Raw genomic sequence first — 26,359 nt, forward strand, 5'->3', positions numbered from 1 at the left:
GACGGTCGCGCTCTCCGTTCACATCGCGTTCCCGCCGCCGCACCGGTCGCATCCCGAGGGTGGGTTAGGTTGAGGCTTGCCTGAAATGCCGTTAAAGGGATGTGTCAATGTCGGCACCGTCCGCACTTCCCCCCTCTCTCGTGCGCCTGCTGGCGCGGCCCGCCCCTCCCGGAGGGCTCTCCGACCTCAAGCACGTCGTCTTCGTCATGCAGGAGAACCGGTCGTTCGACCACTACTTCGGCCGGATGCGCGGGGTGCGCGGCTACGGGGACCGCAACGCGGTGTTCACCCGGGCGCTCCGCCCGATCTTCGAGCAGGACGGGATCCTGCCCTTTTCGCTACGGGAGGCGGCCGAGCGCGCGGGAGCCGATCCGATGCTGCTCGACACCCACGACCACACCTGGCTCGGTACGCAGAACGCCTGGGCGATGGGCTGGAACGACGCCTGGGTGCCCAACAAGGGGCCGTCCACCATGGCGTACTACGACCGCGGGGATCTTCCGTTCCACTACGAGCTGGCGGACGCGTTCACGATCTGCGACGCCTACCACTGCTCGGTGCTGAGTTCCACGACGCCGAACCGCAACTACCACGTCTCCGGCCACACGGGTTACGAGCCGGGCACCGAGCAGCGGGCCGTCGACAACGGCGCCTGTGAGGAGGACGGGCACCAGGGTTACACCTGGACCACGGTGCCCGAACTGCTGACCCAGGCCGGGTATTCCTGGCAGGTCTACCAGGAGCGGGACAACTACCAGTGCAACAACTTTGAGTTCTTCGCCACGTTCAAGGCGGTCATGGCGAAACTCGGGCAGAGCAGCATGCACTCGTTCTACGAGAAGGTGCGCGCGTCCGAGGATCCCGCGCGGATGCTCGCCGAGCTTGAGGAGAAGGTGGCACACCTGGATCCGGCCGACCGGGCGCTCTACGACCGGGCGTTGCGGCGCACCCGGACGGGCGGGCTGGGGGACTGGTTCGCCGCCGACGTGGCGGCGGGACGCCTTCCGGCGGTCTCGTACGTCGTGACCTCGCTCGCCGACTCCGAACACCCCGAGGGCTCCTCGGCGGTGGAGAGCGGGAAGGTCGTCTACCGGATTCTCGACGCGCTGGCATCGAGTCCGGAGGTGTGGGCGAGCACCGCGGTCTTCGTCACCTACGACGAGAACGACGGCTTCTTCGACCACGTTCCCCCGCCCGTCCCGCCGGATGGAACCCCGGGGGAGTTCGTCGGAGGACGGCCCATCGGGCTGGGCATGCGCGTCCCGATGATCGTCGTATCACCGTGGAGCGTGGGTGGCCATGTCTGTTCGCAGACGTTCGACCACAGCTCGACGGTCCGGTTCCTGGAGACCTGGCTCGGTATCGAGGCCCCCGATATCGGTGCCTGGCGGCGGACCGTCGCCGGAGACCTCACCTCCGCCTTCGACTTCGCCCGTCCGGAGGCGTGGCCCACGCCGGTGACGCCGGAAATCAATGTCCCGGAGGGTGCCGCGTCCGCCCAGGGGGCTCTGACCGATCAGGACATCTCGGCCGTTCGGGATATCTCGGCCGACCGGGACGCTCCGGTCGCCCAGGAGGTCGCGGCCGGCCGCTGGTATCCCGACGCCCCCGCCGAGCAGCGCATGCCGTGTGCGGAACCGGGCGTCAGGCCCGCCCGTGCGCTGCCGTACCGGCCCGACGCCTCGGCACGCACCGGCGGTCGCGCCGTCGAGATCACGATGAGCAACACCGGTACGGAGAGCGCGCACCTGGCGCTGTACGGCTACATGGGGGAGCTCGTCCGGCCCATGCACTTCGACGTGCTCGGTCAGGCCCGCGAGGTGGTCTACTTCCCCTGTCCCACGTACGCGCTCGTTCTCACCGGTCCGAACGGTTTCCGCAGGGAGTTTCGGGGTGGGACCGACGACAGGGTGGAGATGTCCAGCGTGATCGACGCGGCCACCCGGACGATCGAGATCACCGTTGTCAACACCGGTAACAGACCCGCCGACGTGACGATCCTGCCCCTCGCCTACGGGGGGACGGCGCGGACGCTGCGGGTCGCGTCCCAGGGCACCGCGCGGGTGCCGTGGCGGGCCGCGACCGGGTGGTACGACCTGTGGATCACCGTCGCCGGGGACACCGGCTTCGCCCGACGCCTGATGGGACACATCGAGAACGGCGAACCGAGTGTCACGGGCTGACGGCCGCCGGGGACGGCAGGGGAGAAATGTCGGTGTGCTCTGGTAGACCGTGGGCCATGGGTGTGAGCGTGGATGAATTCCTGGAGATGGTGAAGCGGCTGCCGGAGACCGAGCAGGGCGACGGCGGTGAGTGGGTCTCGCTGAAGGTGCGGGGCAAGGGCTTCGGCTACCTGTGGGAGAAGACGGAGACCGTGGGGCTCAAGTCGACGATCGCCGAGCAGCTCGCGCTGGTGGCGGAGCGGCCGGAGGTGTTCGAGATCCAGTTCACCGCGGGCCAGTTCGGCTGGGTCGTGGTCCACCTCGCGAAGATCGACGCGGATGAGCTGTTCGAGCTGGTCACCGAGGCGTGGTGCCTGACGGCTCCCAAGAAGCTCGTCGACGCCCACGAGGCCGCACACTAGCCCCGGTTGGCCCGGTTTTCCGCATGTGCCGCATCGTTGCTAGTTGAACGCCATATTTGATCCGGTTTGCTGGGTAATCGTGCTGGTTCGAGGGTGGCACATGCGGAACGCGAGGCCGACAGGAGGTTGGCTCACGGGAAGGTGAGCGTGCGGCTCGTGGTCACGGTGACGCTTCTTTGGTCTCCTGACCGCCGGTGGCCGTCTCCGTCGTCCGGTCGCTGCCGGGCCGGCCGACCGTCGTCGGGCGTCCGCAGGTCGTCCGTCAGTTGTTGATTCCACGGCCGGTGCCGCTACCGCCGATGCTGTCGCTGATACCGCCGCCGATACCGACGCCCTCGCCGATGCCGACACGCTCGCGTCCGCGTTCGCTTCCTCCGTGCTCACGCCCGTAGTCCTGCTTGTGCCCGCGTCTGTTCTCATGTCGGTGCTTGTGCCGGTAGTTCCGTCCGTACTTGTGCCGGTGCTCGCGCCGGGCGCGGCATCTTTCGGGGTTCTTGTGCTCGCGGCAGGGCTTCAGGGTGGAGGTGGCGGTGGTCGGGGTGGTCACGGCCACGGTGCCCGCGACGGCGGACGAGGTCGGCATCAGCACGGGGACGACGAGGGCGGAGGCCGTCATGGCTCCGGCCGCCAGGGCATTCCTGATCATGGTCATGGCAGATCACTCCACATCGAATCGATGTCGAATCGGTCGAGCCCGGGGCGGTGCCCGGGCCGGCGGAGCGCCGCGCCGCGTCGAGGGCGACGCCGACACGATGCGTAACCTGCCTTCACGGTAAGTGGTTGGGGATGTGGGAGTCTGCTAGCGGATCCCAAAGGCTTGGGGCGGCCGGATTACCTGGCGGTAGCGGAAAGGAACGGAGACGGGGGGATCGGTGACGCTCGGCTATCGGTCTCGGCGGAAGGCTCGCGTCCCGGCAGGCTGTCATTCGCGGCGGAACCGCCAGGGTTCGGTAGATCGTCCTCGTCCGAGCCCCTGTTTTCGTGGGAGAACCCCCCCGTCGGCCGGGGCCGCCATGGCGTTCGGGCACCGGTTTCCCGTATCCGTCATCGAAGACCGTCGGCTTCGAGAGGGAATTCACCAGGGGAAACGCCGAGTCCGAAAGAGCGTCCGGGGAAGGTCGGGTTCGAAGGAGCGTCCGCCGTGGGGAACGCCAGGTCCGAGGGAACGCCGTCAGCGGGGAACGCCGGGTCCGAAAGAGGTGTGCAGGGTGGAGGAGGCGACGACCCGGCCCGCGACGACGACGTGGCGGGGCGGGGCGTGCCTGGCGAGGACCTCGCGGAGGGTTCGTCCTTCGAGGACGACGAGATCGGCGGGGGCGCCGACCTCCAGACGGTGGACGGGCAGGCCGACGACCCGCGCGGCGTCACCGGTCACCATGTCGTACAACCGCTCCAGGGCGTCGTCGGTGCGCGCGTCGAGCAGGTGGGCGGCGAGGAAGGCCACCTCCAGGAGGTTGTGCCGCCCGAACGGGTAGTAGGCGTCCTCGATGTCGTCCTGGCCGAGGGCGACCGGGACACCGGCGTCGGCGAGCCGGAAGACCGGCAGGTGGAGCGGCCCGGTGTGCGGATCGCTCACGAACCCGAGCCCCGCGGCGCGGCACAGCCCGGCCAGGCGGCGCAGGTACGGCTCGGGGTAGAGCGCCATCGCCCTGGCGTGCTGGGCGCTGCCGCGTCCGGCCATGTCCCGCGCCAGCAGTTCTCGCGCCAGCATCTCGGTCGTGCGCAGTCCCGGGTCCCCCGCGTCGTCGACGAGCATGGCGACGCGCAGGCCGTGCCGCTGGGCGAGGTCGACCATGCGCCGCACGTGCTCGGCGGCGTCGGCGTCGGTCCACTCGATCCAGGGGATGCCGCCCACCACGTCGGCGCCGAGCCGTACGGCCTCGACGACGAGTTCCTCGGTTCCGGGTTCGCGGAGCAGGCCGTCCTGCGGGAACGCCACCACCCGCACGTCGACCACGCCGCGAAACTCCTCGCGCAGCGCCAGCAGCGCCTCCAGGCCGGTGAGTCCCGCCTTCGGATCGATGTCGGCGAAGGCCTGCACCGCCCGGACGCCGTGTCGTACGGACTCCAGGAGCACCGGCCTCGCGCGTTCGAGGACGGATCGTACGGTCTGGCCGGTCTTGACGGCGGCGGCCGTCTCGATGGCGCCCATCGCGGCCCCCATCGCGCCCGCGGTGTACTCCGAGAGCGCGGCGGACCCGGCCCGGTCGAGGGTGTGGGCTTTGCACAGGTGCAGGTGCGCGTCCACGAACGGCTCGGTGACCAGGGCGCCGTCCGCGTCGAGGGTCACGCCGGTCGCCGGGGGCAGGTCGGGATCGTCCTGGGCGACGTGGCTGATGAGCCCGCCCGTGGCGGCCAGCGACCACCTGCCGGGACGGCCGCGCAGGGTGGCGTTGTGGATGAGCAGGTCTGGAGCGTCCATGGCAGCACGGTAGAAGCACACCGGCAGGAGCGTGACGGCCAGATCTGCCAAGCCGGTGCCTTGCGAGTGTGGTGGTTCGAAAGGGACGGGGGCGACGTGCTTATCGAGAGACGTGCTTATCGAGAGATGGCAGGTCGTCCATGGCGGACTCCCGCGGAAAGCGGGCTCAGCGGAGCCGTAGTCCCGCGATGACGAGCCCGACCATGAGGCGCGCGTCATAGCGGGGATTGTCGGCGCCGATGCAGAGATTGCCGATGCCGTGCATCAGGACGAGGGCGTCCATGTCGGGGGCGATCTCGCCCGCCGTGGCGGCGGCGTCGAGCAGGTCGGCGCAGACGGGGACGAGGCGGTCGAGGAAGTAGGCGTGCAGCGTCTGGAAGGCGGCGTCGTTGGACCGCAGCGCCTCGGCCAGACCGTGCTTGGTGACCAGGAAGTCGACGAAGAGGTTGATCCAGCTCGCGAGAGCGGCGTGCGGTGTGGCGCTCTTCGCCAGCAGTGCGGGACCGGCCTCGGCGCACGCCTCCACCTGGTGACGGTAGACCGCGACGATGAGGTCGGCCCGTGTCGGGAAGTGACGGTAGATCGTGCCGACGCCGACGCCTGCCTTGGCGGCGATGTCCCGCACGGGCACGTCGACGCCGGAGGAGACGAACATCGCGGCGGCGGCTTCCAGCAGGGTCTTCTCGTTGCGCCGGGCATCGGCCCGTTTGCGTGGGGCCCCCGGTTCGCCACTCGTGCCGGTCATCGTTACCTCCGTTGCTCCTCTTGCAAACCGGAACCGTGTTCCGTATATTCAAATCGGAACCGGGTTCCGCATTGTCAGGATGTCAGCCCGGCAGGCCGATGCCAAGTCACGGTCATCGCCGAACCACAGCCGCTGACACGTCGCGGCCGTCACCACGTCGAGAAGGAACAACCATGCACGCACTGCCAGAGCCCACGCCGGTCGTCTCGGTGCACCCAGTCACGCTGCCGGCCCCGGATCGAGGAGAGGATCTGCGGGTACGGATCTCCGCCCCCACGACCGGCCGCGAGCTGCCCGTCATCGTCTTCTCCCACGGTTTCGGCCAGTCGGCGACCGGCTATGATCCGCTGGCCGGCTTCTGGGCCTCCCACGGCTTCGTCGTCGTCCAGCCCACCCACCTCGACTCGCGGACGCTGAACCTCCCGCCCGACGACCCGCGCACACCGTTGATCTGGAGGATTCGGGTCGACGACCTGAAGCTCGCCCTCGATCGGCTCGACCTCCTGGAGTCGTCCGTCCCCGGCCTCGCCGGACGCCTCGACGGCACGCGCGTCGCCGTGGCCGGGCACTCCTGGGGCGCCCAGACGGCGAGCACGCTGCTGGGAGCGCGAGTCCTCGACGCCGACGGCGTCCCCGGAGAGGACATGTCCGACCCGCGGATCAAGGCGGGCGTACTGCTGGCCGTGACAGGTACCGGCGGAGCCGACCTTTCCCCGTTCGCGGCCGAGCACTTCCCCTTCATGAGCCCGAGTTTCGCGGACATGACCACCCCGGCACTCGTCGTCGCGGGCGACCGGGACGACTCCCCGCTGTCGGTCCGGGGGCCGGACTGGTTCACCGACGCCTACCATCTGAGTCCGGGCGGCAAGAGCCTGCTCACCCTGGCCGGGGCGGAGCACTCGCTCGGCGGTGTCGCGGGTTACGAAGCCAAGGAGACGACGGACGAGAGCCCCGAGCGGGTCGCCCTGATCCAGCGGCTCACGTGGGCCTATCTTCGCGACGCCCTCGGCCTCAAGGACTCCACCTGGCCGGCACCTGTGGAGAACGCCCTGGGCAGTCTCGACTCCAAGTAGGGGCAGGCGGACTTCACCCGTGCCGGAAACCCGGTCGCGTCGGGCAGCGTCCGTCGGCCGATTCCACCGGCCGGGCCTGGGCGGGCGGTGTTCGGTCTGTTCCGGCGGCGCGGGATTCGGCCGTGTCCTGTCGGGGTGAAAGCCGTACATTCCAGAGTCGGGCTGCCGGCGTGGATGCCACCGCCGGGCGCACCTTGGACGCGTCGAGGTGTCGGGCGGGGAGTTCTTGCCCGTAGGTGTTCATCATGGGTGCATGCATCAAGTCTTGGCCCAGGACACGAAAGGGAACGCGCTGATGGCGTTCCTGCCGGCCGCACGGGTCGCCGACGTGCCGGACGACGCGCCGATGCCCGCGGCTTTGGTCGCGGTCTGGTGCGACCGGCACCTGCTGCTGGTCTTCGACCGCTTCCGCGGGGAATGGGAACTACCCGGCGGCAGGATCGATCCCGGCGAGACACCTCTCCAGGCCGCCGTGCGGGAACTCCATGAGGAGAGCGGCCTGCACCTGCCCGCCCTCACCCTCGCCGGGTACGCACGCTTCCGGCTCGTCGGCCCACCGCGCGACGAATACGCCGCGATCTACACCGCCCATGTCCCCGTCCTCCACCACGCCTTCACTCCCAACGGGGAGATCAGCGCCATCCGCTGGTGGGACACCGCCGACACTCCGCCCAGTGGCACCCAGATCATCGACGCGACCCTGGCGCGACACACCCGCCTTCAACGGCACTTGAACGACTGACTCACCTCGGCATTTCTGCCTCATACGCGAGAGGGGATCGACGGATTATCGGGATTGGTTATCGCGTCGACGGCTGGATGATCGAGTACGCAGGAAAAAGCGAGATGGGCCGGAAAATGCCGATGACCGGATCCATGACACCACCCTCGGCTGTTTCGAGCGTGGCTGTCGCGGATAATTCCTCGCGATCACACCTTGTCAGGAAATTACACGATTCGTGTCAATCTCTAGCGCTCTGGCGGGGAAGTCACAACCATATTACCTGTAGTCGTCATAAACCATTCCATGTCTTACCTTTCAGATATGTTCAACCGACCGGTAGAGGTCCGGTAGAAGGGGTGATATGGGAAAGAAAAAGAAGAACTCCCTGGCTCACGACGCCATCGACGCCGTGGCCACGGTCGCCGGTTCAACGGTCGCGGTGAAAGTCACGCTCCTCGGCACCGCCGTTGGACAACCTGTGGCCGGAGCGCTCGGGGGTGCCTACGCGGGCAAGAAGGTCCGGGACGAGATCAACAGCCTGAAAACCCCGGCAGGTCGCGAGAAGTGGGGCGAACGTCTGGACAACCTCGGCGAGAACACCCGAAACAATCCATGCCCCGGAGCCTGACGGTCGGCACGCACGTGATCTCGACACAGGCACACAAGATCCACCCCTGTTGCCGAGTAGCGGGAAACAGACCCTCGACGGCCGGAGACCTCAACCCGTGAATCCGAGGTCTCCGGCCTCCCGCTCCCGCCCAAGACGGCGTGGCGCCAGAGGGTGAGTGCGCTGCCGAGAGTTCTGCCGGACGAGACCGGAGGCCGCGTACCATTGCCCGTCCGGCCGTTCCCGTACGAGATCACCCGTGGAAAAACCGCTCGTCGGCGACGATTTCGCCCCGTGGTGAAAGTCCTACGCGTAACCGTTCTTACCGACCGCCGCGAGGACTGCCATGACCCACGACAGGACATCGTCCGACATGACCGCTCTGGAACCGAGGCTGCGTCTTCGCCGTCTTCGCCGTCTTCGCCGCGCCTCCAGCATCTGGCCACTGGTCCACGCCGAGCGAGCGGCCCTCGCGGCCGACCTGGCGGATCTGACCGACGAGCAGTGGGCGACACCGTCGCTGTGCTCCGGACTGACCGTGCGTGAGGTGCTGGCGCACCTCACCTCGGCGGCTACCCTCACTCCGTCGCGGTGGATGGTGGGCGTGATCCGCTGCCGGTTCGATTTCAACAGGCAGAACGCCATGCGGCTCGCCGAACAGTTGGGTGCGACCGCGACCGAGACACACGACAGGTTTCGTCGTGTCGTCGCGAGCACGACCAAGCCGCCCGTCCCGGTCGTGGCGATGCTGGGTGAGACGATCCTGCACGCGGAGGACATCCGGCGGCCACTGGGCATTCGCCGTGACTACCCGATCGGGACCATCACCCGGCTGGCCGAGTACTACCAGGGCACCGACTTCGTCGTCGTCGCCAAGGGACGGATCGCCGGCCTGCGGCTCGTCGCCGACGACAGCCCCTTCGCGACCGGCTCCGGTCCGCTCGTCTCCGGCACCACCCTGGCACTCACGATGGCGATGACCGGGCGCATGACGTACTGCGACGAACTCGACGGCGACGGCGTCGCGATCCTGCGAGGACGCGGTGAGATGACATGACCGGGAACCTGCCGTCCGGACCCTCTCACCGCCCGGCAGGCGGAGCCGGATCATGTTCGTGTCGATCGCACGCCACGCCCTCATCCACCGCTCCACTCCTGTACGGGCTCAGTGGCCGAGGCGGTCCAGGTTCTCCAGCACCTCGACCGCGCTGGGGGAGAACGCGCAGATGTAGGAACGTCGGACCGTACCGAGGCAGGCACCCCGGCGCAACGTCGCGAAACGAGCCGGCGCCCCTCATCGCGCGCGCTCCGCCGCACACCACTGAAAATGGTGCTCTCCCTCCGCGAGAGCGGCAACGGTTGAGCTCTTGCGGTATATATTCGACCACTCTAGGTATTCGAACGCTCACAGAATTCAATCGAAGGCCTGCGGGACGTCGCGTCGTACAGTGAAGATATGGCCATGCTGACTGTCGACCTCGATGCCAGAGCGGAGAAGGCTTTGAACGAGCTGACCGCCGATGGCCGTTCCGTGACCGAAGCGGTTCGTGAAGCCCTCGTCGTTGCCCAACGACTCCATCGAATGGAGGAAGCCCGGATCGCGGCCGAGAGGCTGGCCAAAGATCCCGCTGACAGGGCCGAAGCCGAAGCGATCATGAAGGACACGGAGCACCTGCGTGCGTGGTGACGTGTACCGGCTGCGCGCTCCTCGTGACGCGATGGCCCATGAACAGCGAGGCGAGCGCTTCGCCGTGATCCTCCAGTCGGATTTCCTCTCCCACCTCTCCACCGTCCTCATCGCACCGACCTCGGCCAGCGCACCCCCCGCACCCTTCCGTCCCGAAGTCGAACTGCTCGGCAAGCAGAGCCGGGTCATGGTCGAGCAGACCATGGCTGTCACCCCGCACCGTCTGGGCGACTTCGCGGGTCGCCTGGACCCCGCCGAAATCGAAGAGGTCGATGAGGCCCTCCACACGGTCCTCGGGCTGCTCCGATAGCGAAAGCGCCGGATGGGCGCCTTCTTGCCGTGATCCCACTTCCGATGGAGTACGAGAACGGGACCACGGCAGAAGGCGGACGCCCCGCGGACTGGACGAATCAGAACCGTTCGATCACTGCTCCGAGGCCGGTCGAGCTCACGCTCGGTTCGCGACCTCCTGGAGGAGCTTCGCGATTCGGTCGACGTCGGATTCGGTGGTGCGCCAGTTGCTGAACGCGGCGCGTAGCGCGGGCACCCCCTCGTGGACGGTCGGCGTGAGGAACGCCTCGCCCGAGTCGATGATCGCGTCGGCCACCTCGGCGATCCTCGCCGGAGTGGGGGAGGAGGCGAGGGTGAAGCAGACCACGTTGAGCCGTACGGGGGCGAGCAGGCGGTAGGCGGGCATCGCGGCGATCCGCTCGCCGAGTGCGGCGGCGAGGGCGATGTCGTGCCGGACGATCTCCGCGTGCCCCTCGCGCCCGTACGCGGCGAGGGTGAACCAGGCGGCGAGCGCGCGCAGGCGCCGCGAGTTCTCCGGTGTGAGGTGCACGAGGTCGGGGACGTCGCCCACCGGGGTGAGATAGGCGGCGGAGTTCTGGAAGACGCGGATCTGCAGGTCGCGGCGGCGGGTGAACTGGACCGCGCTGTCGTAGGGCACGTTCAGCCACTTGTGCAGGTCCACGCAGACCGAGTCGGCCTCGCCGAGGCCCGCGACGAGGTGGGCGTGCTCGGCCGAGAGCGCGGCGAAGGCCCCGAACGCGGCGTCCACGTGCAGCCAGAACGGGTGGTGCTCGCGCAGGGCCGCGATGGCGCGCAGGTCGTCGAAGTCGACGGTGTTCACCGTGCCGGAGTTGGCGACCACGATCGCCGGAGCGCCGTCCATCCGGTCGAGTTCCTCGGCGAGCCGGGCCACGTCCACCGCCTCCCGGCCGGGCAGGAGGCCGACCCGCCGGAGCGCCGACCGTCCCAGGCCGAGCATGGACAGCGACTTGACGGTGCTGGAGTGCGGGCTTCCCGACAGCACGGTCACCGGCCCGAGCGCCGCGACGCCCTCCTCGGCCACCGAGACGCCGCGCCGCTCGCCCAGCCACTCCCTCGCGATCGCGAGGCCGGTGAAGTTGGACAGGGTCGCGCCGCTGACGAACGCCCCCTCGTGCTCGGGGGGCAGGCCGAAGAGGTCGCGCAGCCACCCGACCGTCTCCCGTTCGAGGTCGGGGGCGAGCGAGTCCAGGCCCGAGGTGGGATTCTGGTCGAGGGTGCCGGTCAGCCAGTCGCCCGCGAGCGCGGCGGGCGTCACGCCGCCCGTGACGAAACCCAGGTAGCGGGGGCCCGCACCGGCCGCGAAGCCGGGCTCCCACCGCCGCGCGAACTCCTCCAACGCCCCTCGTAGGCCGATCCCCGCCTCGGGCAGCGACGCGGGCACGGGCCTGGCCGGTGTCCGCGCCGCCGCCCGGTCGCCGAGCCCGGCGAGGAGGCGTGCGGCGTAGGCGCGGGTGGCCTCAAGCAGTTCGGGGAGGTGGTCACGGTCGGTGTCGAGCGACCCGCGCTCACGACCGGTCCCCGTCGTCTGCGGCGTCTCGGGCGGGCGGCCGCCGGTGGGCGACGGCCCAGGAGCGTGAGAGGTGACCGTTTTGTCGCTGGCGTCCATGCCTTGACGCTACGACGCCGGTCGGACGTCTGACCAACGGCCCCCGGGGTACGGACTCGGTCTTCGGTGATCATGCGAACTCACCCCCGTGCGGGGCCGGTACGCGACCGACCGGCCGGGAGGATATCGGCAGGCGGGAGGCTACGAGGCCGTTGCTCGGCCGCCCGGCCGGTCATGAAAGGGTGGCCGGTCGGACGGGAGCCGCTGTCTTTACTGGCTGTCGGCGCAACTGTGTTCACTTCTGTCACGTTCGTGAGCGCCTGTTTCGCGAACAAGCCACCGAACATTCTGGAATGATCGCTGAATATCCTGTCGGACATTCGAGACTGACGGACAGTGACTGATGCCCCCCATCGATCAAATCACCGCCTTCGCATCGGACCAGCCGATCCTGACGGTCATCATCGGCGTGTTCGCCCTCGTCCTGCTGGTCGCGGCGTATTTCGCGCTCCGCGCCGTCCAGCGCGTGGCGGTCCGCTTCTACCATCGTCACATCGCACCCCGTCCGGCCGAGGACATCCTCACCATCGTCGCCGCGAGCATCGCGACGGGTGTCTCCGCGCAGGGCATGTGGCGTTTCTCCGGTGACGTGCTCGGCTTCGACGGCCCTCTGCGGCTGCTGCTCTTCGCCTTCATCGAGGTCGCCGTCATCACCAGCGCCGTCCGGGCGCGCCGCAACATGCGGGAGAACTTCTCCGCGGGCATCGACGGCGTCGCCGTGTGGGCGCTCACCGGCCTCACGGCCGTGCTGTCGAGCATGGACGCCCGCAGCGTCGCCGAGGCCGTCTTCCGGCTCGCCGCGCCCCTGGTGGCGGCGTGGCTGTGGGAGCGCGGCATGGCGATCGAACGCCACCGCATCACGGGGCGTTCCCGCATCAACTGGCGGATCACCCCGGAGCGGGCGCTGGTCCGCGTCGGGCTGGCCGAGGTGAGCGACCGTACGGCGAGCGAGGTGGACGCCCACCGCAGGCTGACCCGGGTCGCGCTGGCTGCCAAGCGTGCCCGCGCGCTCCGCGCCTCGGGTGCGTCCGACAGGAAGATGCGCGTGGCCCTCACCAAGCTGGACCGTGCCATGGACCGGGCGGTGGAGCACAGCGGCCTGGCGGTCGACTCCGCCAGGCAGGAGGCCCTGCTCTCCCAGATCGGCGCCCTCTACAACACCTCCGCCCTGATCGACCTGACCCCGCCCGTGCCGTGGGCCCCCGCGCCCGAGGAGCCGCCCGCGCGTCCCGCGGTGGCCGCGGGCCCGTCCTCGCGGCTCGGGGACGACGATGACGACGACGAGCTCCAGGTGCTGGACGCCCCGCCGCCGGTGGTCGACACGGCGCAGCGCGCGGCCCTGATGCGTGCCGCGCGGGAATACTGGGACAAGCAGATCGAGCGGAAGTTCGTGCCCCGCGCGTCCGACATCGCCCATGAGACCGGGGTCTCCCTGGTCACCGCCCGCGAGTACCGCGCCCTGTGGAAGCTGGAGCCCAAGGCTCACGCGCTGCTGGAGGCCGCCTTCCACGAGCACGGGATCATCGACACCGGCACTTTCCCGGCGATCGAGACCGAGCAGGTTCTCACCGTGAACGGGTCCTCGCCCGGTCGTTGACCCCGTCGTTGATTCTGTTCGATCCCGCTCGACCCCGTTCGACTACGCCGTTCGCCCGGTCGGCCTGAGAATCAGGCCGACCGGGCGAAGCGGTCAGGTGGCCCTGTGTACGGTGGCCGATCGATCGGTCTGACGGGCTCGGGTACGGTGGCCGATCGGTCAGGTGGACTCGCGTACGGTGACCGGCAGGTCAGGCGGACTCGCGCACGACGAGGGTCGTGGGCAGTATGACCGGCTCCAGGTGCTCCGCGCCGTCGATGAGGGCGAGCAGCAGGCGGACGGTCTCCTCCGCGACCCGTTCCAGGGGCTGGCGGACGGTGGTGAGCGGCGGGTGGGTGGTGAGCGCCACCGCCGAGTCGTCGAAGCCGCCCACCGCGACGTCCTCGGGCACCCTCCGCCCCGCGGCGCGCAGGGCCGAGAGCGCGCCCGCGGCCATCAGGTCGGAGGCGACGAACACCGCGTCGATGTCGGGGGAGCGCTCCAACAGTCTGGCCATCGCGCTCTCCCCGCCCAGCTGGGTGTAGTCGCCGTGCTCGATGAGCCTCCTGCCGGCCTTCCTGCCGAGGATGTCGGCGAAGCCCTCCAGCCGCAGCGCGCCGCCGGGGGTGTCGAGCGGGCCGGTGATGGTGGCGATCCGCCGGTGGCCGCGCTCCACCAGGTAGCGCGTCATCTGCCGGGCGCCCTCGCGGTCGTCGGCGGCGGCGTACGGGATCACGTTCTCCCTGCCGATGACCGCCCCCTGGGCGACGGCGGCCACCGGGATGTCCAGCAGGGCGTCCACCAGCTTGTCACCGGCGTGGGTGGAGACCAGGAAGACCCCGTCGGCGTGGCCGCCGCGCAGGTAGCGGATCACCCGGTCGCGGTCGCCGTCGTTCCCGGCGATCATCATCACGAGCGACACGTCCCGCTCGGCGAGCCGCCGGGTGGCGGTGCGCAGCAGCACGCTGAAGGTGGGGTCCTCGAACAACCTCTCCTGCGGCTCCGACAGGACCATCACCACCGAGCCGGTCCGCTGGGTGACCAGGCTGCGGGCGGCCCGGTTGAGCACGTAGCCCGTCTCGGCGATGGCCCGCTTGACGGCGGCGTGCGCGGCGGGGCTGACGTACCGGTCGTCGTTGAGGACCCGGGACACCGTTCCCCGGGACACCCCCGCCACCGCCGCGACGTCGTGAATGGTCGGACGCTTCGCCATGCTCCCCATTTTCCCCTCGCCCGGCGGCCGATCGGCCGGGCCTCAGCTTTTCACGGCCCCGCCGGCCAGGTCGGTCCTCCAGTAGCGCTGCATCGTGAGGAAGAGCGCGATCAACGGGATGATCGAGAGCAGTGTGCCGGTGAGGATCAGGTTGTAGAGCGAGGGCTGGTTGGCCCCCGCGGCGAGCAGGGTGTAGAGCCCGACGGTGAGCGGAAACCTCTGGTCGTCGCCCAGCATGATGAACGGCAGCAGGAAGTTGTTCCAGATCGCGACGAACTGGAACAGGAAGATGGTCACCATGCCGGGCAGCATGAGGGGCAGGGCTATCCGGCCCAGCAGCAGCCGGTGCCCGGCGCCGTCGATGCGCCCGGCCTCCAGCAGCGCGTCGGGGACGGCGGCGGTGGCGTAGACGCGGGCGAGATAGATGCCATACGGGCTCAGGATCTGCGGGAGCAGGACCGACCAGTAGGTGTCGGCGAGCCCGATCCGGGAGAACAGCAGATACTGCGGGATGGCGAGCACCACGGCGGGTACCAGGACGCCGCCGAGCAGCAGGTTGAAGATCAGGTTGCGGCCAGGGAAGCGATATTTGGCCAGGGTGTAGCCCGAGACGGCGGAGACGGCCGTGGACAGCAGGGCGCCGCCGCCCGCGTACAGCAGCGTGTTGAGCATCCACAGCCAGAACACGCCGTCGCGGTAGGCGGCGAGGTCGGCGAGGTTGGACAGCAGGCCGGTGCCGGGGGCGAAGGTCGAGGTGGAGAACAGCTCCGCCTTCGACTTGCCGGCCGCCACCAGCACCCAGCTGACCGGCAGCAGGCAGTAGAGCGCGCCCAGCAGCAGGATCGCGGTCGGTGCGATCCCGGCCGGGCGGCGTCGGCGGCCCGCCCCGGTGAGGGGTGTGATGGCCATCAGCCCTCCCCGAAGGCGCGGTCGCGGACGACGCGCAGGAAACCGAACGACAGGACGAGGGAGATCGCCGCGATGACGATCGAGGTGGCGGCGGCCGAGTAGAGGTCGCCGGTGACGAAGGCGTCGCGGTAGACCTTCATGAGCGGGCTCCAGGTCGAGCTGATCGTGTTGGTGAGCGGCCGCAGGGTGGTCGGCTCGGTGAACACCTGGATCGTGGCGATGATGGAGAAGACCGTGGTCAGGATGATCGCGGGCAGCAGGATCGGGACCTTGACCCGCAGCGCTGTCTGGATCTCGCTCGCCCCGTCGATCCTGGCGGCCTCGTAGTAGGTCCTGGGTACGGCGCGCAGCGCGGTGTAGAGGACCAGCGTGTTGAAGCCGACGCCGCCCCAGACCGCCACGTTCGCCATGGACAGCACCACCGTGCCCGCGCCGAGCAGATCGATGTCGAGCACCTGGCGGATCGGGCTGAGGCTGGGCAGGTAGAGGAAGCCCCACAGCAGGGTCGCGGCCACGCCCGGCACCGCGTACGGCAGGAAGAGGGAGATCCTGGAGAAGCGGGCGAGCCGCACGTGCGCCGAGTCCAGCAGCAGCGCGAACAGCAGGGCGAGCCCGAGCATGACGACGAGCACCAGCAGGCCGTAGCCCAGGACGCGGAGCCAGCCGGCCCACAGTTCGCCGTCGGCGAGTGTCGCCGCGTAGTTGTCGAGGCCGGCGAAGACCTCGCGGCGGGAGCCCTTGCCCAGACCCAGTCCCGAGACCTTCGTGCGCCGCAGGCTGAGGTAGGCCGTGTAGGCGATGGGGAGGGCCATGAAGAGTGTGAACAGCGCCATGGCCGGTGCGAGGAGGAGGTAGGGGACGGCGCTCGCGGTGCGAACGCCGCCGCCGGGGCGTCGTGTCATCGGGCGAGCTGGAATCCGGACTTCTGCATGTCCGCGACCGTCGCGTCCTGCATCGTCACGAGGGCGTCGGAGAACGCCGACCTGTCCTGCAGGGCCTTGTCGAAGGCGTCCTTGAAGGCGTTGTAGGTCACGTTGACGTTCGGGCCGAAGGTGAAGCCGCGGGCGCCGCTCGCGATCGTGGCGGTCCGCTGCCAGAAGTCGGGCTGGTTGGAGAAGTATTCGGGGGCCTCACCGAGCATGGTGCCACCCTTGGTGGCCGCGGGGTAGAGCGCGCCCTCGGAGACGAGCAGGCCGAGCGCCTCGGGGTCGGTGTTGAGCCAGGTCGCGAACTTCGCGGCGGCGGCCAGGTGGGGGGACTTGGCGGAGACCGCGGTGGAGGAGCCGCCCCAGAAGCCGCTCGCGTTCTCGCCGGCGTTCCACTGCGGCAGCGGGGCGATCGCCCACTTGCCCTTCGCCTTGGGGGCGTTGCCGGACAGCACGCCGGGGGCCCAGACCGCCGAGGGCCAGGTGAGCAGCCTGCCGTCGTTCAGCGCCTTGTTCCACTCGGGGGTGAAGTACGGCTGGTCGTCGATGGCGCCCTCGGAGACGAGGCCGCCCCAGTAGTCGGCGACCTTCCTGGTGGCCTCGTCGTCGACGGCGACCTTCCAGGACTCGCCGCTGATCGACCACCACTGGGCGCCCGCCTGCTGGGCGAGGCCGACGAAGGAGCCGGGGTCCTTGCTGGAGAAGGTCCCCAGGAAGACCTTGGGGTCCTTCTTCCGCACGGTGCGGGCGGCCTCGGCGTACTCGTCCCAGGTCTTCGGCACCTCGATGCCGTACTTGTCGAACAGGTCCTGGCGGTAGTAGAGCATCATCGGGCCGCTGTCCTGGGGGAGCGCGTAGACGGCGTCGGTGCCGAGCGTGACCAGGCCCCAGACGCCCTCGCCGAACTCACCCTTCGCGGCGCCGACCTCGCCCGAGAGGTCGGCCACCGCGTCGGCGGCGACGAAGGAGGGCAGCATCTGGTACTCGGCCTGGACGAGGTCGGGAGGGTTTCCCGCCTTGGCGGCGGTGAGGAACTTGGCGGCCGCGTCGTCGCCGCCGGCCTGCTTGCTGACGGTGACCTGGATGTCGGGGTTGGCCTGGTTCCAGACCGTCACGATCTTGTCCATGTTGGGGACCCAGGTCCAGTAGGTGAGTTTCACCGGCCCGGCGGGGGCCGAACTCCGCGCGTCCGGGGCGGCCGCCTCCTGGGGGGTGCCCGAGCACCCGGCGGCCAGGGCGGCGGCGAGGAGCGCGGTCGCCACCGCTACGAGCCGGTTCATCTGCATGTGTTCCTCCGTGGGGGCGTGGGGGTCCGTGTGGGGGTTCATGTCAGGTTCATGACGGGTCTACGACAGAGGCGTCGGCCGCTGAGAGGCCACGAGGTGGGGCCGTCGGCGAAGTCGGCAAGAGAGGCCGAGAGGAGGCCGCTGGCACCTCTCTGGGAACGTTCACAGACTGAAATCATCTGGGAGGTGCTGTCAATGCCCGTTACGTTCTTGTTAATCCGCTGATGTGCCGGGGATCTCGGCGCTGGTCTTCCGGGGGCATCGGTCGTACATTACTGTGCACGTTCACAGAAACCGTTTAAGGGGGAGTCGTTGCCCGGATATCCAGCACTGCCCGAGGGCATCGCGTACGGCGGGGACTACAACCCCGAGCAGTGGCCGGAGGAGGTCTGGCGCGAGGACGTCCGGCTGATGCGCGAGGCCGGGGTGAACCTGGTCAGTCTCGGGGTGTTCAACTGGAGCATGCTGGAGCCCGCCGAAGGGGTCTACGACTTCGACAGGCTGGACAGGATCGTCGAGCTGCTGCACTCCTGGGGCATCATGATCAATCTCGCGACGCCGACGTCGTCCCCGCCCACCTGGTTCAGGACGGCCCACCCCGGCGCCCGCCTGGTCGACCGCGAGGGCCACGTCATCGCCGGCGGTACCCGGCACAGCTTCTGCCCGAGTTCCCCCGAGTACGCCACCGCCTCCCAGCGGCTCGCCGAGCGGCTCGCCGAGCGCTACGCCGGGCACCCGGCGATCGCCATGTGGCACGTCCACAACGAGTACGGCTGGGCCAACGCCCGCTGCTACTGCGAGACCTCGGCCGAGGCCTTCCGTGACTGGCTGCGCGAGCGGCACGGCGACGTGGCGGCGCTCAACGCGGCCTGGGGGACCACGTTCTGGGGGCTGACCTACGGCTCGTTCGAAGAGGTGGAGCCGCCGAGGCTCGCACTGCCCGGCCAGCTGACGGCCCTGCAACTCGACTACGCGCGCTTCTCCGTCGAGGCGCACATCGCCAACTTCCGCCGCGAACGCGACACCATCCGCCGCTTCGGTGACCAGCCGGTCACCACCAACTTCATGATCGCCAATTGCGTGGCGATGGACTACTGGCGGTGGGCGGACGAGGTGGACGTCGTCTCCAACGACCACTACCTCGAAGCGGCGCGGGCCGAGAACCACATCGAGCTGGCCATGGCCGCCGACCTCACCCGCTCGGTGGCGGGCGGGCGGGCGTGGATGCTCATGGAGCACTCGACCGGCGCCGTCAACTGGCAGCCGCGCAACCTCGCCAAGCGGCCGGGGGAGATGCGGCGCAACAGCCTCGCCCACGTCGCCCGGGGATCGGACTCGGTGCTCTTCTTCCAGTGGCGCGCCTCCCGGCACGGCGCGGAGAAGTTCCACTCGGCGATGCTGCCGCACGCCGGGACGGACTCCAGCCTCTGGCGCGACGTGGTCGCCCTCGGCGCCGACCTGCGCGGGCTGGCCGGCGTGCGCGGCTCCCGCGTCGAGGCCGAGGTCGCGCTCGTGTGGGACTGGGAGTCGTTCTGGGCGCTGGAGCTGGAGTGGCGCCCCTCGGTCGACCTGCGCTTTCGCGAGCGGATGGATGCCTACTACGAGGCGCTCTGGCGCGAGCACGTCACCGTCGACTTCGCCCACCCGGGTGCCGACCTCTCGGCGTACCGGATGGTCGTCGTCCCCAGCTCCTACCTGCTCACGGAGGCGGCCGGCAAGAACCTGCGCCGCTACGTGGAGGCGGGCGGGCACCTGGTCGTCTCCTACTTCTCCGGAATCGTCGACGAGAACGACGCCGTCCACCCCGGCGCCCATCCCGGCGCGCTGCGCGACGTGCTCGGCCTGTCGGTGGAGGAGTTCCACCCGCTGCCGGAGAACGGCACGGTGCCCGTCGGCGACGACGGCCTGACCGGCCGGATCTGGTCCGAGCGGATCCGCCTCGCCGGGGCGCGCACCGTGCACGCCTTCACCGGCGGGCCGGACGCGGGCCACCCCGCGGTGACCCGCCACGAGCTGGGCGCGGGCACCGCCTGGTACGTCGCCACCGCCCTCGACCCGTCCCCCGACCGCGCCCCCGGCGTTCCCGAAGGGTTCCGCGCCCCCGGCCACGCCCCCGGCGTTCCCGAAGGTCGCCGTGACTCCGGTGACCGCGGTGACCTCGGTGACCTCGGTGACCTCGGTGACCTCGGCGGCCCGGCGGGCGGCACGGGAACGGGCACCGAGCGGGATCTGCGCGCTCTCCTACGCGCGGTCCTCGACCAGGCGGGCGTGTCCCGCCCGCGCGGCCTGCCCGACACCCTGGAGCTCGTACGCCGGGGCCGCTACCTCTTCCTCATCAACCACGGTGAGGAGCCGGTCACCGTCCCGGAGGTGAGCGGGACCGGGATGCTCGACGGCGCCGCGTACACCGGGTCGGCGACCGTGCCCGCCGGCGGCGTCACGGTCGTCGAACCGGCCGGAGACGCGTGATCGTCCCCGGGGTCGCGCCCGCCACCTGAGCGCGGCACCCGGGGTCTCGGGGATCGTCCACATCACTCCTGACCAAGTGAGGACCCTTGAAGAAGATCCTGATGGCACTGCTGGTGTGTGCCGCCGCCGTCCTGGTGCCGTTACCGGCCCGAGCCGCCCCCACGGTCGCCAACGGCGGCTTCGAGACCGGGGGCGGCGTCGCCGCGCCGGTCTCGTGGAGCACCGCGGGCAACGCCTCCGCCGACTTCACCGAGGCCGGCGGTCGCACGGGCTCCTACCGCCTGTCGCACTGGTCCACCGCCGCGTACACCGTGGAGACCAACCAGACGCTGACCGGCCTGGCCTCTGGCGCTTACACGCTCCGCGTCTGGGTGAGGTCGGGGGCGATGAGCCAGAGCTGGATCGCGCTGCGGAACTGCGGCTCCGCCGAGAGGCGGACCCACGCGCCGGTCAGCTCCTCGGAGTGGATCCAGATCGTCGTCACCCAGAACGTGACGGGCGGCCAGTGCACGATCTCCCTCGGCTCCACGGCGGCGGCGGGCGGCTGGGCCAACTTCGACGACGTCACCTTCGCGGCGGGGTCGGCGACGCTGGCGGTGAAGGGCGCCGACACCTCAAGCCTGCCCAAGTCGGAGGCGTACGGGGGCAGGTACCACGACGCCGGGGGCGTGCGGGGCGACGCCCTCGCGATCCTGGCGGCGGCCGGAGCCAACTACGTCCGGCTGAAGGTGTGGGTGAACCCGGCCGACGGCTACAACAACAAGGCGCGGGTGCTGGCCATGGCGCAGCGGGTCAAGGCGAGGGGGATGCGCCTGCTCGTCGACTTCCACTACTCCGACACCTGGGCCGACCCCGGCAAGCAGTACAAGCCGGCCGCGTGGAACGGATACACGTTCGCGCAGCTCAAGACGGCCGTCTACAACCACACCTACGACGTGTTGAACGCGCTGAAGGCGCAGGGCACTACCGCGGACATGGTCCAGGTCGGAAACGAGATCAACGACGGCATGCTCTGGGAGGACGGTCGCAGCTCCAACTTCGGCAACCTCGCCCAGCTGCTCAACTCGGGCTACAGCGCGGTCAAGGCCGTCTCGTCCTCGACCCGGGTGGTGCTGCATCTGGCCGAGGGCGGTGACAACGGGTTGTTTCGCTGGTGGTTCGACAGCGCCGCGGCGCACGGCGTGAACTACGACGTGATCGGCGTCTCCTACTACCCCTACTGGCACGGCACGCTCGGCGCCTTCCAGGCGAACATCAACGACATCGCGTCCCGGTACGGCAGGCCCGTCCTGCTCGCCGAGACCGCCTACCCCTTCACCACGGGCAACGACGACGGCCTCGCCAACATCATCACCGCGGCGACCCCGTACCCCGGATACCCGGCCTCGTCGGCGGGCCAGTCGGCGATGCTGCGCGACGTGATGAGCATCGTGCAGGCCGTGCCGGGCGGGCGCGGGCTCGGCGCGGTGTACTGGGAGCCCACCTGGACCGCGGTGACCGGGAACGGCTGGGACCCGGCCGACCCGTCCTCGGGCAACGGCTGGGAGAACCAGGCGTTGTTCGACTTCGCCGACAGGGCGCTGCCCGCCCTCGCCCAGTTCGCCCACCAGTGATCCTCACGGCGGCACGCCCGGAACATGCCGGGCGTGCCGCCGTGAGACGTCGTCGCGGGGCAGAGGCGCGGCCACGCCCCCACGGCTCGAGCTTCCGGTTTGAGTCCGGCTCGGGTAAGGGCCGCGATTACTCTCCCGCGGCTCGAGCTTCCGTTTTGAGTCCGGCTCGGGTCAGGATGTCCTCGTGGGCGGCGATCGCCTCGGCGCGGAGGCGGGGCAGGTCGACGCCGACCAGGACGCCGCCGCGCTTGCGGATCACACCGGCGACGAGCACCGTGTCGACGTCGGCCCGGTCTGCCGAGGAGACCACGGTGGCCGCCGGGTCCCGCAGGGGGAGGGTACGGATCGAGTCGGCTCGGACGAGGAGGACGTCAGCCGCCTTGCCCGGGGTGAGGGTGCCGGTTCGGTCGCCCAGGCCGCAGGCCCGGGCACCGTCGAGGGTGGCCAGCCGCAGGACGTCGCGGTGGGTGAGCGTCGGGGTGAAGGGATCCTCCGGGTTCTCGGGCAACGCCTCGGCGCGGCCGAGGGCGAGTGCCATCCGCAGCTGGGTGAACATGTCGCCGGGCGAGGTGGTGACGGTGTCGATGCTGAGCGTGGGGGCCACGCCGTGCGCGAGCATCGCGGTGATCCGCGGCAGGCCGTGGCCCATCACCAGTTCGACGTACGGCGCGATCGAGACCGTGCCCCCGGAGTCGGCGATCATCGCGATTTCGTCGTCGGCGCTGGTCGTGCAGTGGATGAACGTGGTGTTCTCGCCGAGCAGGCCGAGCCGATGCAGGGAGCGGATCGGATGGCCGGTCGCGCCGCCTGAGCGCATCGCGGTGTGCACCGAGACGCGGACGCCGAGTTCACGCGAGAGTTTCCAGTCGTTCACGGCGACCTCGTCGACGACGTTACCGGGCTGACGGAGTGCGAGTGCCATCGTGAGCAGGCCGTCGTCGGAGGGGAAGTGCTCGGCCCTGATCCGGCGGGCGTCGGCCGGGTGGTTGAGCTCGCTGCGGTACCACCACTGGCCGCCGGCCGGCATGCCGTGTGCGTACATCGCCCGGATACCGGCCTGCCGAAGGCCCTCGATCGCTCCGTCCGCGTGGTCCGGGGTCTCGCTCGGCGACCAGTCGACCATGGTCGTGATGCCGGCGTCGAGCGCGTCGAGGGCACCGACGTAGTTGCCCAGCCGCATCAGCTCGGGGGTGTAGGCCGGGGCCACGCTGTTGAAGATGGTCCCCATGAACTCCCCGAGCGTGCAGCTCGGCAGCAGGCCGCGGACCAGCGACTGGTAGGTGTGGCGGTGGGTGTCGACGAAGCCGGGAAGCACGATGGTGCCGGTCGCGTCGAGGATCTCCGCGTCCGCGGCGGACAGGTCGGGACCGATCCCGGCGATCCGCCCGTCGACCACGAGGACGTCGCCGTCGACGTCGCCCAGCGCCGGGTCCATGGTCACCACGCGGCCACCGCGGATCAGCAGTCGGTTCATCGGCCCTCCTCCAGGACTGCGGCCAGTTCGCCGCTCGCGTGCACGGGCCGGCCGCCGAGCAGGGTCAGCTCCGATTCCAATGTAAGGATCTTGTTCAGGTCGACGGTGAAGTAGTCGTCGGAGAGCACCGCGAGGTCGGCGCGGAAGCCCGGTTCCAGCGCGCCGATCTCGTGCTCGGCGAAGCAGTTCCAGGCACTGCCGCGCGTGTAGAGACGCAGTGCCTCGTCGCGGTCGAGCAGGTTCTCGTCGGCGACGATCCGGTCGCCACCGATGGTGCGGCCGGTCAGGTAGAAGTGCAGCGAGGTGAACGGGTCGTAGGAGGCGCCGCGCATCGCGTCGGTGCCGGCGCTGACCGGAACCCCGGCGTCGAGCAGGGCGCGCAGCGGTGGCGCGTCGCGTACCCGTTCGGCGCCGAACGCGCCCGCCATCTGGTCGCCGAGGAAACGCAGCAGGCTCTGGGTGAGGACGCCGAGTCCGAGTGCGCGGATGCGTCCCACCTGCGCCGAATTGATCATCTCGCCGTGCACGATGCCCCATCGCAGCGGCGCGAGCGGATGGCGGGCGTTCACCTCCTCGCAGGCCGCGATGACGGTCTCGATCACCTCGGGCCGGTGCGCGTGCATCTGTACCGGCCAGCCACCGGCCGCCAGGTCGGTGAAGACGCGGATCAGTTCGGCCCGGTCGGCGTCGGTCACGTCGACCCGGGTGTGCACCCGGTCGTGCAGGCCGTAGAGCACGACCTCGCCGAAGCCGAGCAGCCGGAGCGTTCCGCTGCCGTGCCGGGGGCGACCGTAGCGCAGGTATCCGGCGATCTCCTCGGCCTCGCGCCCACGCGCCGACGCGTGCACGGTCAGGAACGTCCGTACGGTCAGGTCGCCGCGCCGGTCCACCTCGTACACGGCCTCGTAGACGTCCGGACCGGTGTTCACGCCGCCGCCGTCGATCAGCGCGGTCACCGCGAAACGGTTGAGGTCGCGGGAGAGCCGGGCGGTCGAGGCGATCTGGGCTTCCAGTGTCTCCTTGGGCAGCCGGGCGTAGAGCCATTTGCAGCCCTCCATGCCCAGTACCCGGCCGGTCGGCCGGCCGTGGCCGTCCCACTCGAACAGGTGCGCTCCGGCCGCGCGGGCGGTCTCGGCGGTGAGACCGGTGGCGCGCATTCCGGCGGTGTTGACCTGGGCCCAGTCGTACATCATCTGCACGAAGACGGGGCGATCCGGCGCGACCTCGTCCAGTTCGGCGAGATCCGGTCCGCGTCCCTCCGGAAACTGGCGTTCGTGCCAGCCGCCGATCACCAGCACCCACTCGTCCGGCGTCCGGGTACCGGCCGTCTCGGCGATGGTCCGCAGACCGGCGGCGAGGCTGGGGCAGCGTTCCCAGCGCAGCTCCGAGTTCCAGGTGAGCCCGGCCCGCACGAAGTGGATGTGGTTGTCGACCAGGCCGGGGATCACGCAGCGGCCTCCCAGGTCCACGACCCGGGTGCCGGAGTCGGCATACCGGCGGATCTCGTCGGTGCTCCCGGCCGCGAGTACCCGCCCGGCGCGTACGGCGAGGCCACTCACCCGCCGCCCGCCCGCGCTGGTGGTGATGTCGCCGTCGACCAGGATGAGATCGGCCGTCATCGGGCGATCCTCGGCTCGCCCAGCAGCGGGCTGGTCAGCAGGTACATGCCCGAGTTCGTGAAGGCCCAGACCAGGCGGCGGTCCCACTCCACGAAGATGCTCTCGGTCGGCACGAGATAGGAGCGCGGGTCGCCCAGCTCGTCGGTCATCTTCGGCACGAAGTACCCTGCCAGGGCCGGTCGGCGGACGTCGGTGAGGTCGAACATCTGAACACCCGCGTTGCCGAAGGAGTACAGCGTGAGGTTGGGGTCGGCCGTCCCGGGGTGGGCGTTGGAGCCGAAGCGTTTGGGACCGAACTTGCCCCGCCGGAACACGAAGTCCTGGTAAGGCGCTCCGGCCGGCGGAACCGGCCGGGGGAACGTCGCCACGATGTGCGGATTCGCCGGGTCTTTGACGTCGATCACATAGATGTCCTTGTACGGCTCGTACCCGTCCTCGTTCATCGGGCCGCCGTTGACGAACACGACGCCGTGGCTGGTCACCCGGCTCGTGTCCACCACGTCGCCTTCGATGCCGGCCCAGCTGTGCGGCAGGTCGAGATGGCCGCTGACCAGTGGGCGGCGCGGGTCCGCGAGGTCGAGCACGTACAGCCCGAGGCCACCCATGACCGCGTAGCCGTACCGGCCGCCCTGCTCCAGGGGCACCGGCACCGACATGGGCACCCGCGCGCCGATCCACGAGGTCCGGTTGCCGTGTCTGCTCCACGACTCGTAGGCGTCGGTCTCACCCGCCCGCTGGCCGGGCACCCACCAGGTGGACAGGAGCTTCGGGTGCGCCGGATCCTCCATGTCGTACACGAGCTGCGCGGGCGTGTACGGGTAGGTGGCGAACTCCTGGTTGACGAACGTGTCGTCGGGGGCGGCGGCGATGAACATGTAACGGCCGCCGTCGTAGGCGGGTGTGTCCACCCCGCCGGAACCCTGGTGGATCCCGGTGGCCGGGTCGACCGGGCCGGTCGGCACCTCGGCGAGCAGCTTCCAGTCGGTCGGGCTGGTCAGCTCGTAGACCCGAAAGCCGCGGAATCCGGGCGCCGCCATCAGCCGAGGCAGCACGGCGGGGTCGGCGTACTTGTTGGAGTCGGGCCCGTAGGTGCGCGGCACCTCGAAGCACTGCACCAGAATCCAGGCGTCCCGCTGCTTGTTGTAGGCGATGGCCGCCGCCCCGAACTCGCCCTCCTCGGGGCCGTACCGCTTTTCGAGCACCAGTTCACGGGCCGTCGGGTCGGTGATGTCGTAGACGTTGAGAGCCTGTCGGTAGTAGTGGAACATGTAGCGTCGGCCGCCCATGTCGACGACGTTCTGCCAGGTGTGGGTCAGCCTGACGACCGTGGGCCAGCGGGCCTCGACGGTCATGTTGGAGGTGTACTCGCGGTCCTCCAGGTAATCCAGGCTCTGCGGCAGGGGCCGCGGTCCGCTCACGTACGGTGTGCTCTGCGGATGGACGAAGAGCCGGCGCTCTTCGTCCCACCCATAGTCCTTCGTGGTCAACGTTCA

23 protein-coding genes are annotated in these 26,359 nt (G+C 69.8%); 12 read left to right on the forward strand and 11 right to left on the reverse strand.

What is annotated here, in order from left to right; genetic code table 11:
- Nucleotides 1–107: 107 nt before the first annotated feature.
- Both ACFY3D_RS26980 and ACFY3D_RS26985 read left to right on the forward strand, forming a co-directional pair.
- On the forward strand, nucleotides 108–2,183 hold the full coding sequence (locus tag ACFY3D_RS26980; RefSeq protein WP_389984029.1) for a phosphocholine-specific phospholipase C: 2,076 nt from the start codon (nucleotides 108–110) through the stop codon (nucleotides 2,181–2,183).
- 56 nt (nucleotides 2,184–2,239) lie between these two features.
- Nucleotides 2,240–2,584: an MmcQ/YjbR family DNA-binding protein gene (locus ACFY3D_RS26985; protein WP_350946020.1), complete on the forward strand. Its 345-nt coding sequence runs from the start codon at nucleotides 2,240–2,242 to the stop codon at nucleotides 2,582–2,584.
- Nucleotides 2,585–2,846: 262 nt separating this feature from the next.
- Here the strand turns inward: ACFY3D_RS26985 and ACFY3D_RS26990 are convergent, their stop codons facing one another.
- From ACFY3D_RS26990 to ACFY3D_RS27000, 3 genes are all read right to left on the reverse strand, one after another.
- Nucleotides 2,847–3,236, reverse strand: coding sequence for a hypothetical protein (locus ACFY3D_RS26990; protein ID WP_389984032.1), 390 nt, complete (start codon nucleotides 3,234–3,236; stop codon nucleotides 2,847–2,849).
- 519 nt (nucleotides 3,237–3,755) lie between these two features.
- Complete coding sequence (locus ACFY3D_RS26995) at nucleotides 3,756–5,006, reverse strand: amidohydrolase family protein (RefSeq protein ID WP_389984035.1); 1,251 nt, start codon at nucleotides 5,004–5,006, stop codon at nucleotides 3,756–3,758.
- Nucleotides 5,007–5,172: 166 nt separating this feature from the next.
- Nucleotides 5,173–5,751: a TetR/AcrR family transcriptional regulator gene (locus ACFY3D_RS27000; protein ID WP_389984038.1), complete on the reverse strand. Its 579-nt coding sequence runs from the start codon at nucleotides 5,749–5,751 to the stop codon at nucleotides 5,173–5,175.
- 173 nt (nucleotides 5,752–5,924) lie between these two features.
- Between ACFY3D_RS27000 and ACFY3D_RS27005 the strand changes: the two genes are divergently transcribed.
- The 7 genes from ACFY3D_RS27005 to ACFY3D_RS27035 all read left to right on the forward strand — a co-directional run bounded on the left by ACFY3D_RS27005 (nucleotide 5,925) and on the right by ACFY3D_RS27035 (nucleotide 10,152).
- Nucleotides 5,925–6,824 (forward strand): alpha/beta hydrolase family protein, encoded by a 900-nt coding sequence (locus ACFY3D_RS27005; protein WP_389984041.1) that lies wholly within the window; start codon nucleotides 5,925–5,927, stop codon nucleotides 6,822–6,824.
- Between the two features lie 253 nt (nucleotides 6,825–7,077).
- On the forward strand, nucleotides 7,078–7,566 hold the full coding sequence (locus ACFY3D_RS27010; RefSeq protein ID WP_389984044.1) for an NUDIX hydrolase: 489 nt from the start codon (nucleotides 7,078–7,080) through the stop codon (nucleotides 7,564–7,566).
- Between the two features lie 343 nt (nucleotides 7,567–7,909).
- Nucleotides 7,910–8,176: a hypothetical protein gene (locus ACFY3D_RS27015; RefSeq protein ID WP_389984047.1), complete on the forward strand. Its 267-nt coding sequence runs from the start codon at nucleotides 7,910–7,912 to the stop codon at nucleotides 8,174–8,176.
- Between the two features lie 352 nt (nucleotides 8,177–8,528).
- Nucleotides 8,529–9,212 (forward strand): maleylpyruvate isomerase family mycothiol-dependent enzyme, encoded by a 684-nt coding sequence (locus ACFY3D_RS27020; RefSeq protein WP_389984050.1) that lies wholly within the window; start codon nucleotides 8,529–8,531, stop codon nucleotides 9,210–9,212.
- Between the two features lie 52 nt (nucleotides 9,213–9,264).
- Nucleotides 9,265–9,387 carry a hypothetical protein gene (locus ACFY3D_RS27025; protein ID WP_389984053.1) on the forward strand — a complete coding sequence of 41 codons (123 nt, stop codon included), beginning with the start codon at nucleotides 9,265–9,267 and terminating at the stop codon, nucleotides 9,385–9,387.
- A 224-nt stretch (nucleotides 9,388–9,611) separates the two neighbouring features.
- Complete coding sequence (locus ACFY3D_RS27030; RefSeq protein ID WP_389984055.1) at nucleotides 9,612–9,842, forward strand: hypothetical protein; 231 nt, start codon at nucleotides 9,612–9,614, stop codon at nucleotides 9,840–9,842.
- Nucleotides 9,832–10,152, forward strand: a complete 321-nt coding sequence (locus tag ACFY3D_RS27035) for a type II toxin-antitoxin system PemK/MazF family toxin (RefSeq protein WP_350946029.1) — start codon at nucleotides 9,832–9,834, stop codon at nucleotides 10,150–10,152. Before ACFY3D_RS27030 ends, ACFY3D_RS27035 begins: the two co-directional genes overlap by 11 nt.
- A gap of 138 nt (nucleotides 10,153–10,290) precedes the next feature.
- Here the strand turns inward: ACFY3D_RS27035 and ACFY3D_RS27040 are convergent, their stop codons facing one another.
- A complete protein-coding gene (locus ACFY3D_RS27040) occupies nucleotides 10,291–11,781 on the reverse strand; it encodes a pyridoxal phosphate-dependent decarboxylase family protein (protein WP_389984059.1) in 1,491 nt (496 codons plus the stop codon).
- Nucleotides 11,782–12,124: 343 nt separating this feature from the next.
- Between ACFY3D_RS27040 and ACFY3D_RS27045 the strand changes: the two genes are divergently transcribed.
- The gene (locus ACFY3D_RS27045) at nucleotides 12,125–13,378 is read left to right on the forward strand and encodes a hypothetical protein (RefSeq protein ID WP_389984062.1); all 1,254 of its coding nucleotides are present in this window, start codon (nucleotides 12,125–12,127) and stop codon (nucleotides 13,376–13,378) included.
- Between the two features lie 190 nt (nucleotides 13,379–13,568).
- Here ACFY3D_RS27045 and ACFY3D_RS27050 read toward each other — a convergent pair whose 3' ends face one another.
- From ACFY3D_RS27050 to ACFY3D_RS27065, 4 genes are read right to left on the reverse strand one after another with little or no spacing between them, the layout of a single operon-like run.
- The gene (locus ACFY3D_RS27050; RefSeq protein WP_350946032.1) at nucleotides 13,569–14,570 is read right to left on the reverse strand and encodes a LacI family DNA-binding transcriptional regulator; all 1,002 of its coding nucleotides are present in this window, start codon (nucleotides 14,568–14,570) and stop codon (nucleotides 13,569–13,571) included.
- A 42-nt stretch (nucleotides 14,571–14,612) separates the two neighbouring features.
- Nucleotides 14,613–15,479: a carbohydrate ABC transporter permease gene (locus ACFY3D_RS27055; RefSeq protein ID WP_389984065.1), complete on the reverse strand. Its 867-nt coding sequence runs from the start codon at nucleotides 15,477–15,479 to the stop codon at nucleotides 14,613–14,615.
- A complete protein-coding gene (locus ACFY3D_RS27060) occupies nucleotides 15,479–16,381 on the reverse strand; it encodes a carbohydrate ABC transporter permease (RefSeq protein ID WP_389984068.1) in 903 nt (300 codons plus the stop codon). Before ACFY3D_RS27060 ends, ACFY3D_RS27055 begins: the two co-directional genes overlap by 1 nt.
- The gene (locus tag ACFY3D_RS27065) at nucleotides 16,378–17,733 is read right to left on the reverse strand and encodes an ABC transporter substrate-binding protein (protein WP_389984071.1); all 1,356 of its coding nucleotides are present in this window, start codon (nucleotides 17,731–17,733) and stop codon (nucleotides 16,378–16,380) included. Before ACFY3D_RS27065 ends, ACFY3D_RS27060 begins: the two co-directional genes overlap by 4 nt.
- 270 nt (nucleotides 17,734–18,003) lie before the next feature.
- Here ACFY3D_RS27065 and ACFY3D_RS27070 point away from each other — a divergent pair, with 270 nt between their 5' ends.
- Nucleotides 18,004–20,160 carry a beta-galactosidase gene (locus ACFY3D_RS27070; protein ID WP_389984074.1) on the forward strand — a complete coding sequence of 719 codons (2,157 nt, stop codon included), beginning with the start codon at nucleotides 18,004–18,006 and terminating at the stop codon, nucleotides 20,158–20,160.
- Between the two features lie 86 nt (nucleotides 20,161–20,246).
- On the forward strand, nucleotides 20,247–21,773 hold the full coding sequence (locus ACFY3D_RS27075; protein ID WP_389984077.1) for an arabinogalactan endo-beta-1,4-galactanase: 1,527 nt from the start codon (nucleotides 20,247–20,249) through the stop codon (nucleotides 21,771–21,773).
- Between the two features lie 127 nt (nucleotides 21,774–21,900).
- On the opposite strand, the gene ACFY3D_RS27080 is transcribed toward ACFY3D_RS27075, so the two are convergent.
- Genes ACFY3D_RS27080 through ACFY3D_RS27090 form a run of 3 tightly spaced genes read right to left on the reverse strand, consistent with a single transcriptional unit; the run spans nucleotide 21,901 to nucleotide 26,353 of the window.
- Nucleotides 21,901–23,247, reverse strand: coding sequence for an amidohydrolase family protein (locus ACFY3D_RS27080; protein WP_389984080.1), 1,347 nt, complete (start codon nucleotides 23,245–23,247; stop codon nucleotides 21,901–21,903).
- Complete coding sequence (locus tag ACFY3D_RS27085) at nucleotides 23,244–24,866, reverse strand: amidohydrolase (RefSeq protein ID WP_389984083.1); 1,623 nt, start codon at nucleotides 24,864–24,866, stop codon at nucleotides 23,244–23,246. Before ACFY3D_RS27085 ends, ACFY3D_RS27080 begins: the two co-directional genes overlap by 4 nt.
- Nucleotides 24,863–26,353, reverse strand: a complete 1,491-nt coding sequence (locus ACFY3D_RS27090) for an LVIVD repeat-containing protein (RefSeq protein ID WP_389984086.1) — start codon at nucleotides 26,351–26,353, stop codon at nucleotides 24,863–24,865. Before ACFY3D_RS27090 ends, ACFY3D_RS27085 begins: the two co-directional genes overlap by 4 nt.
- Nucleotides 26,354–26,359: the final 6 nt, after the last annotated feature.

It is taken from the genome of Streptosporangium sp. NPDC000509 (assembly GCF_042898365.1).
Taxonomy (GTDB): domain Bacteria; phylum Actinomycetota; class Actinomycetes; order Streptosporangiales; family Streptosporangiaceae; genus Streptosporangium.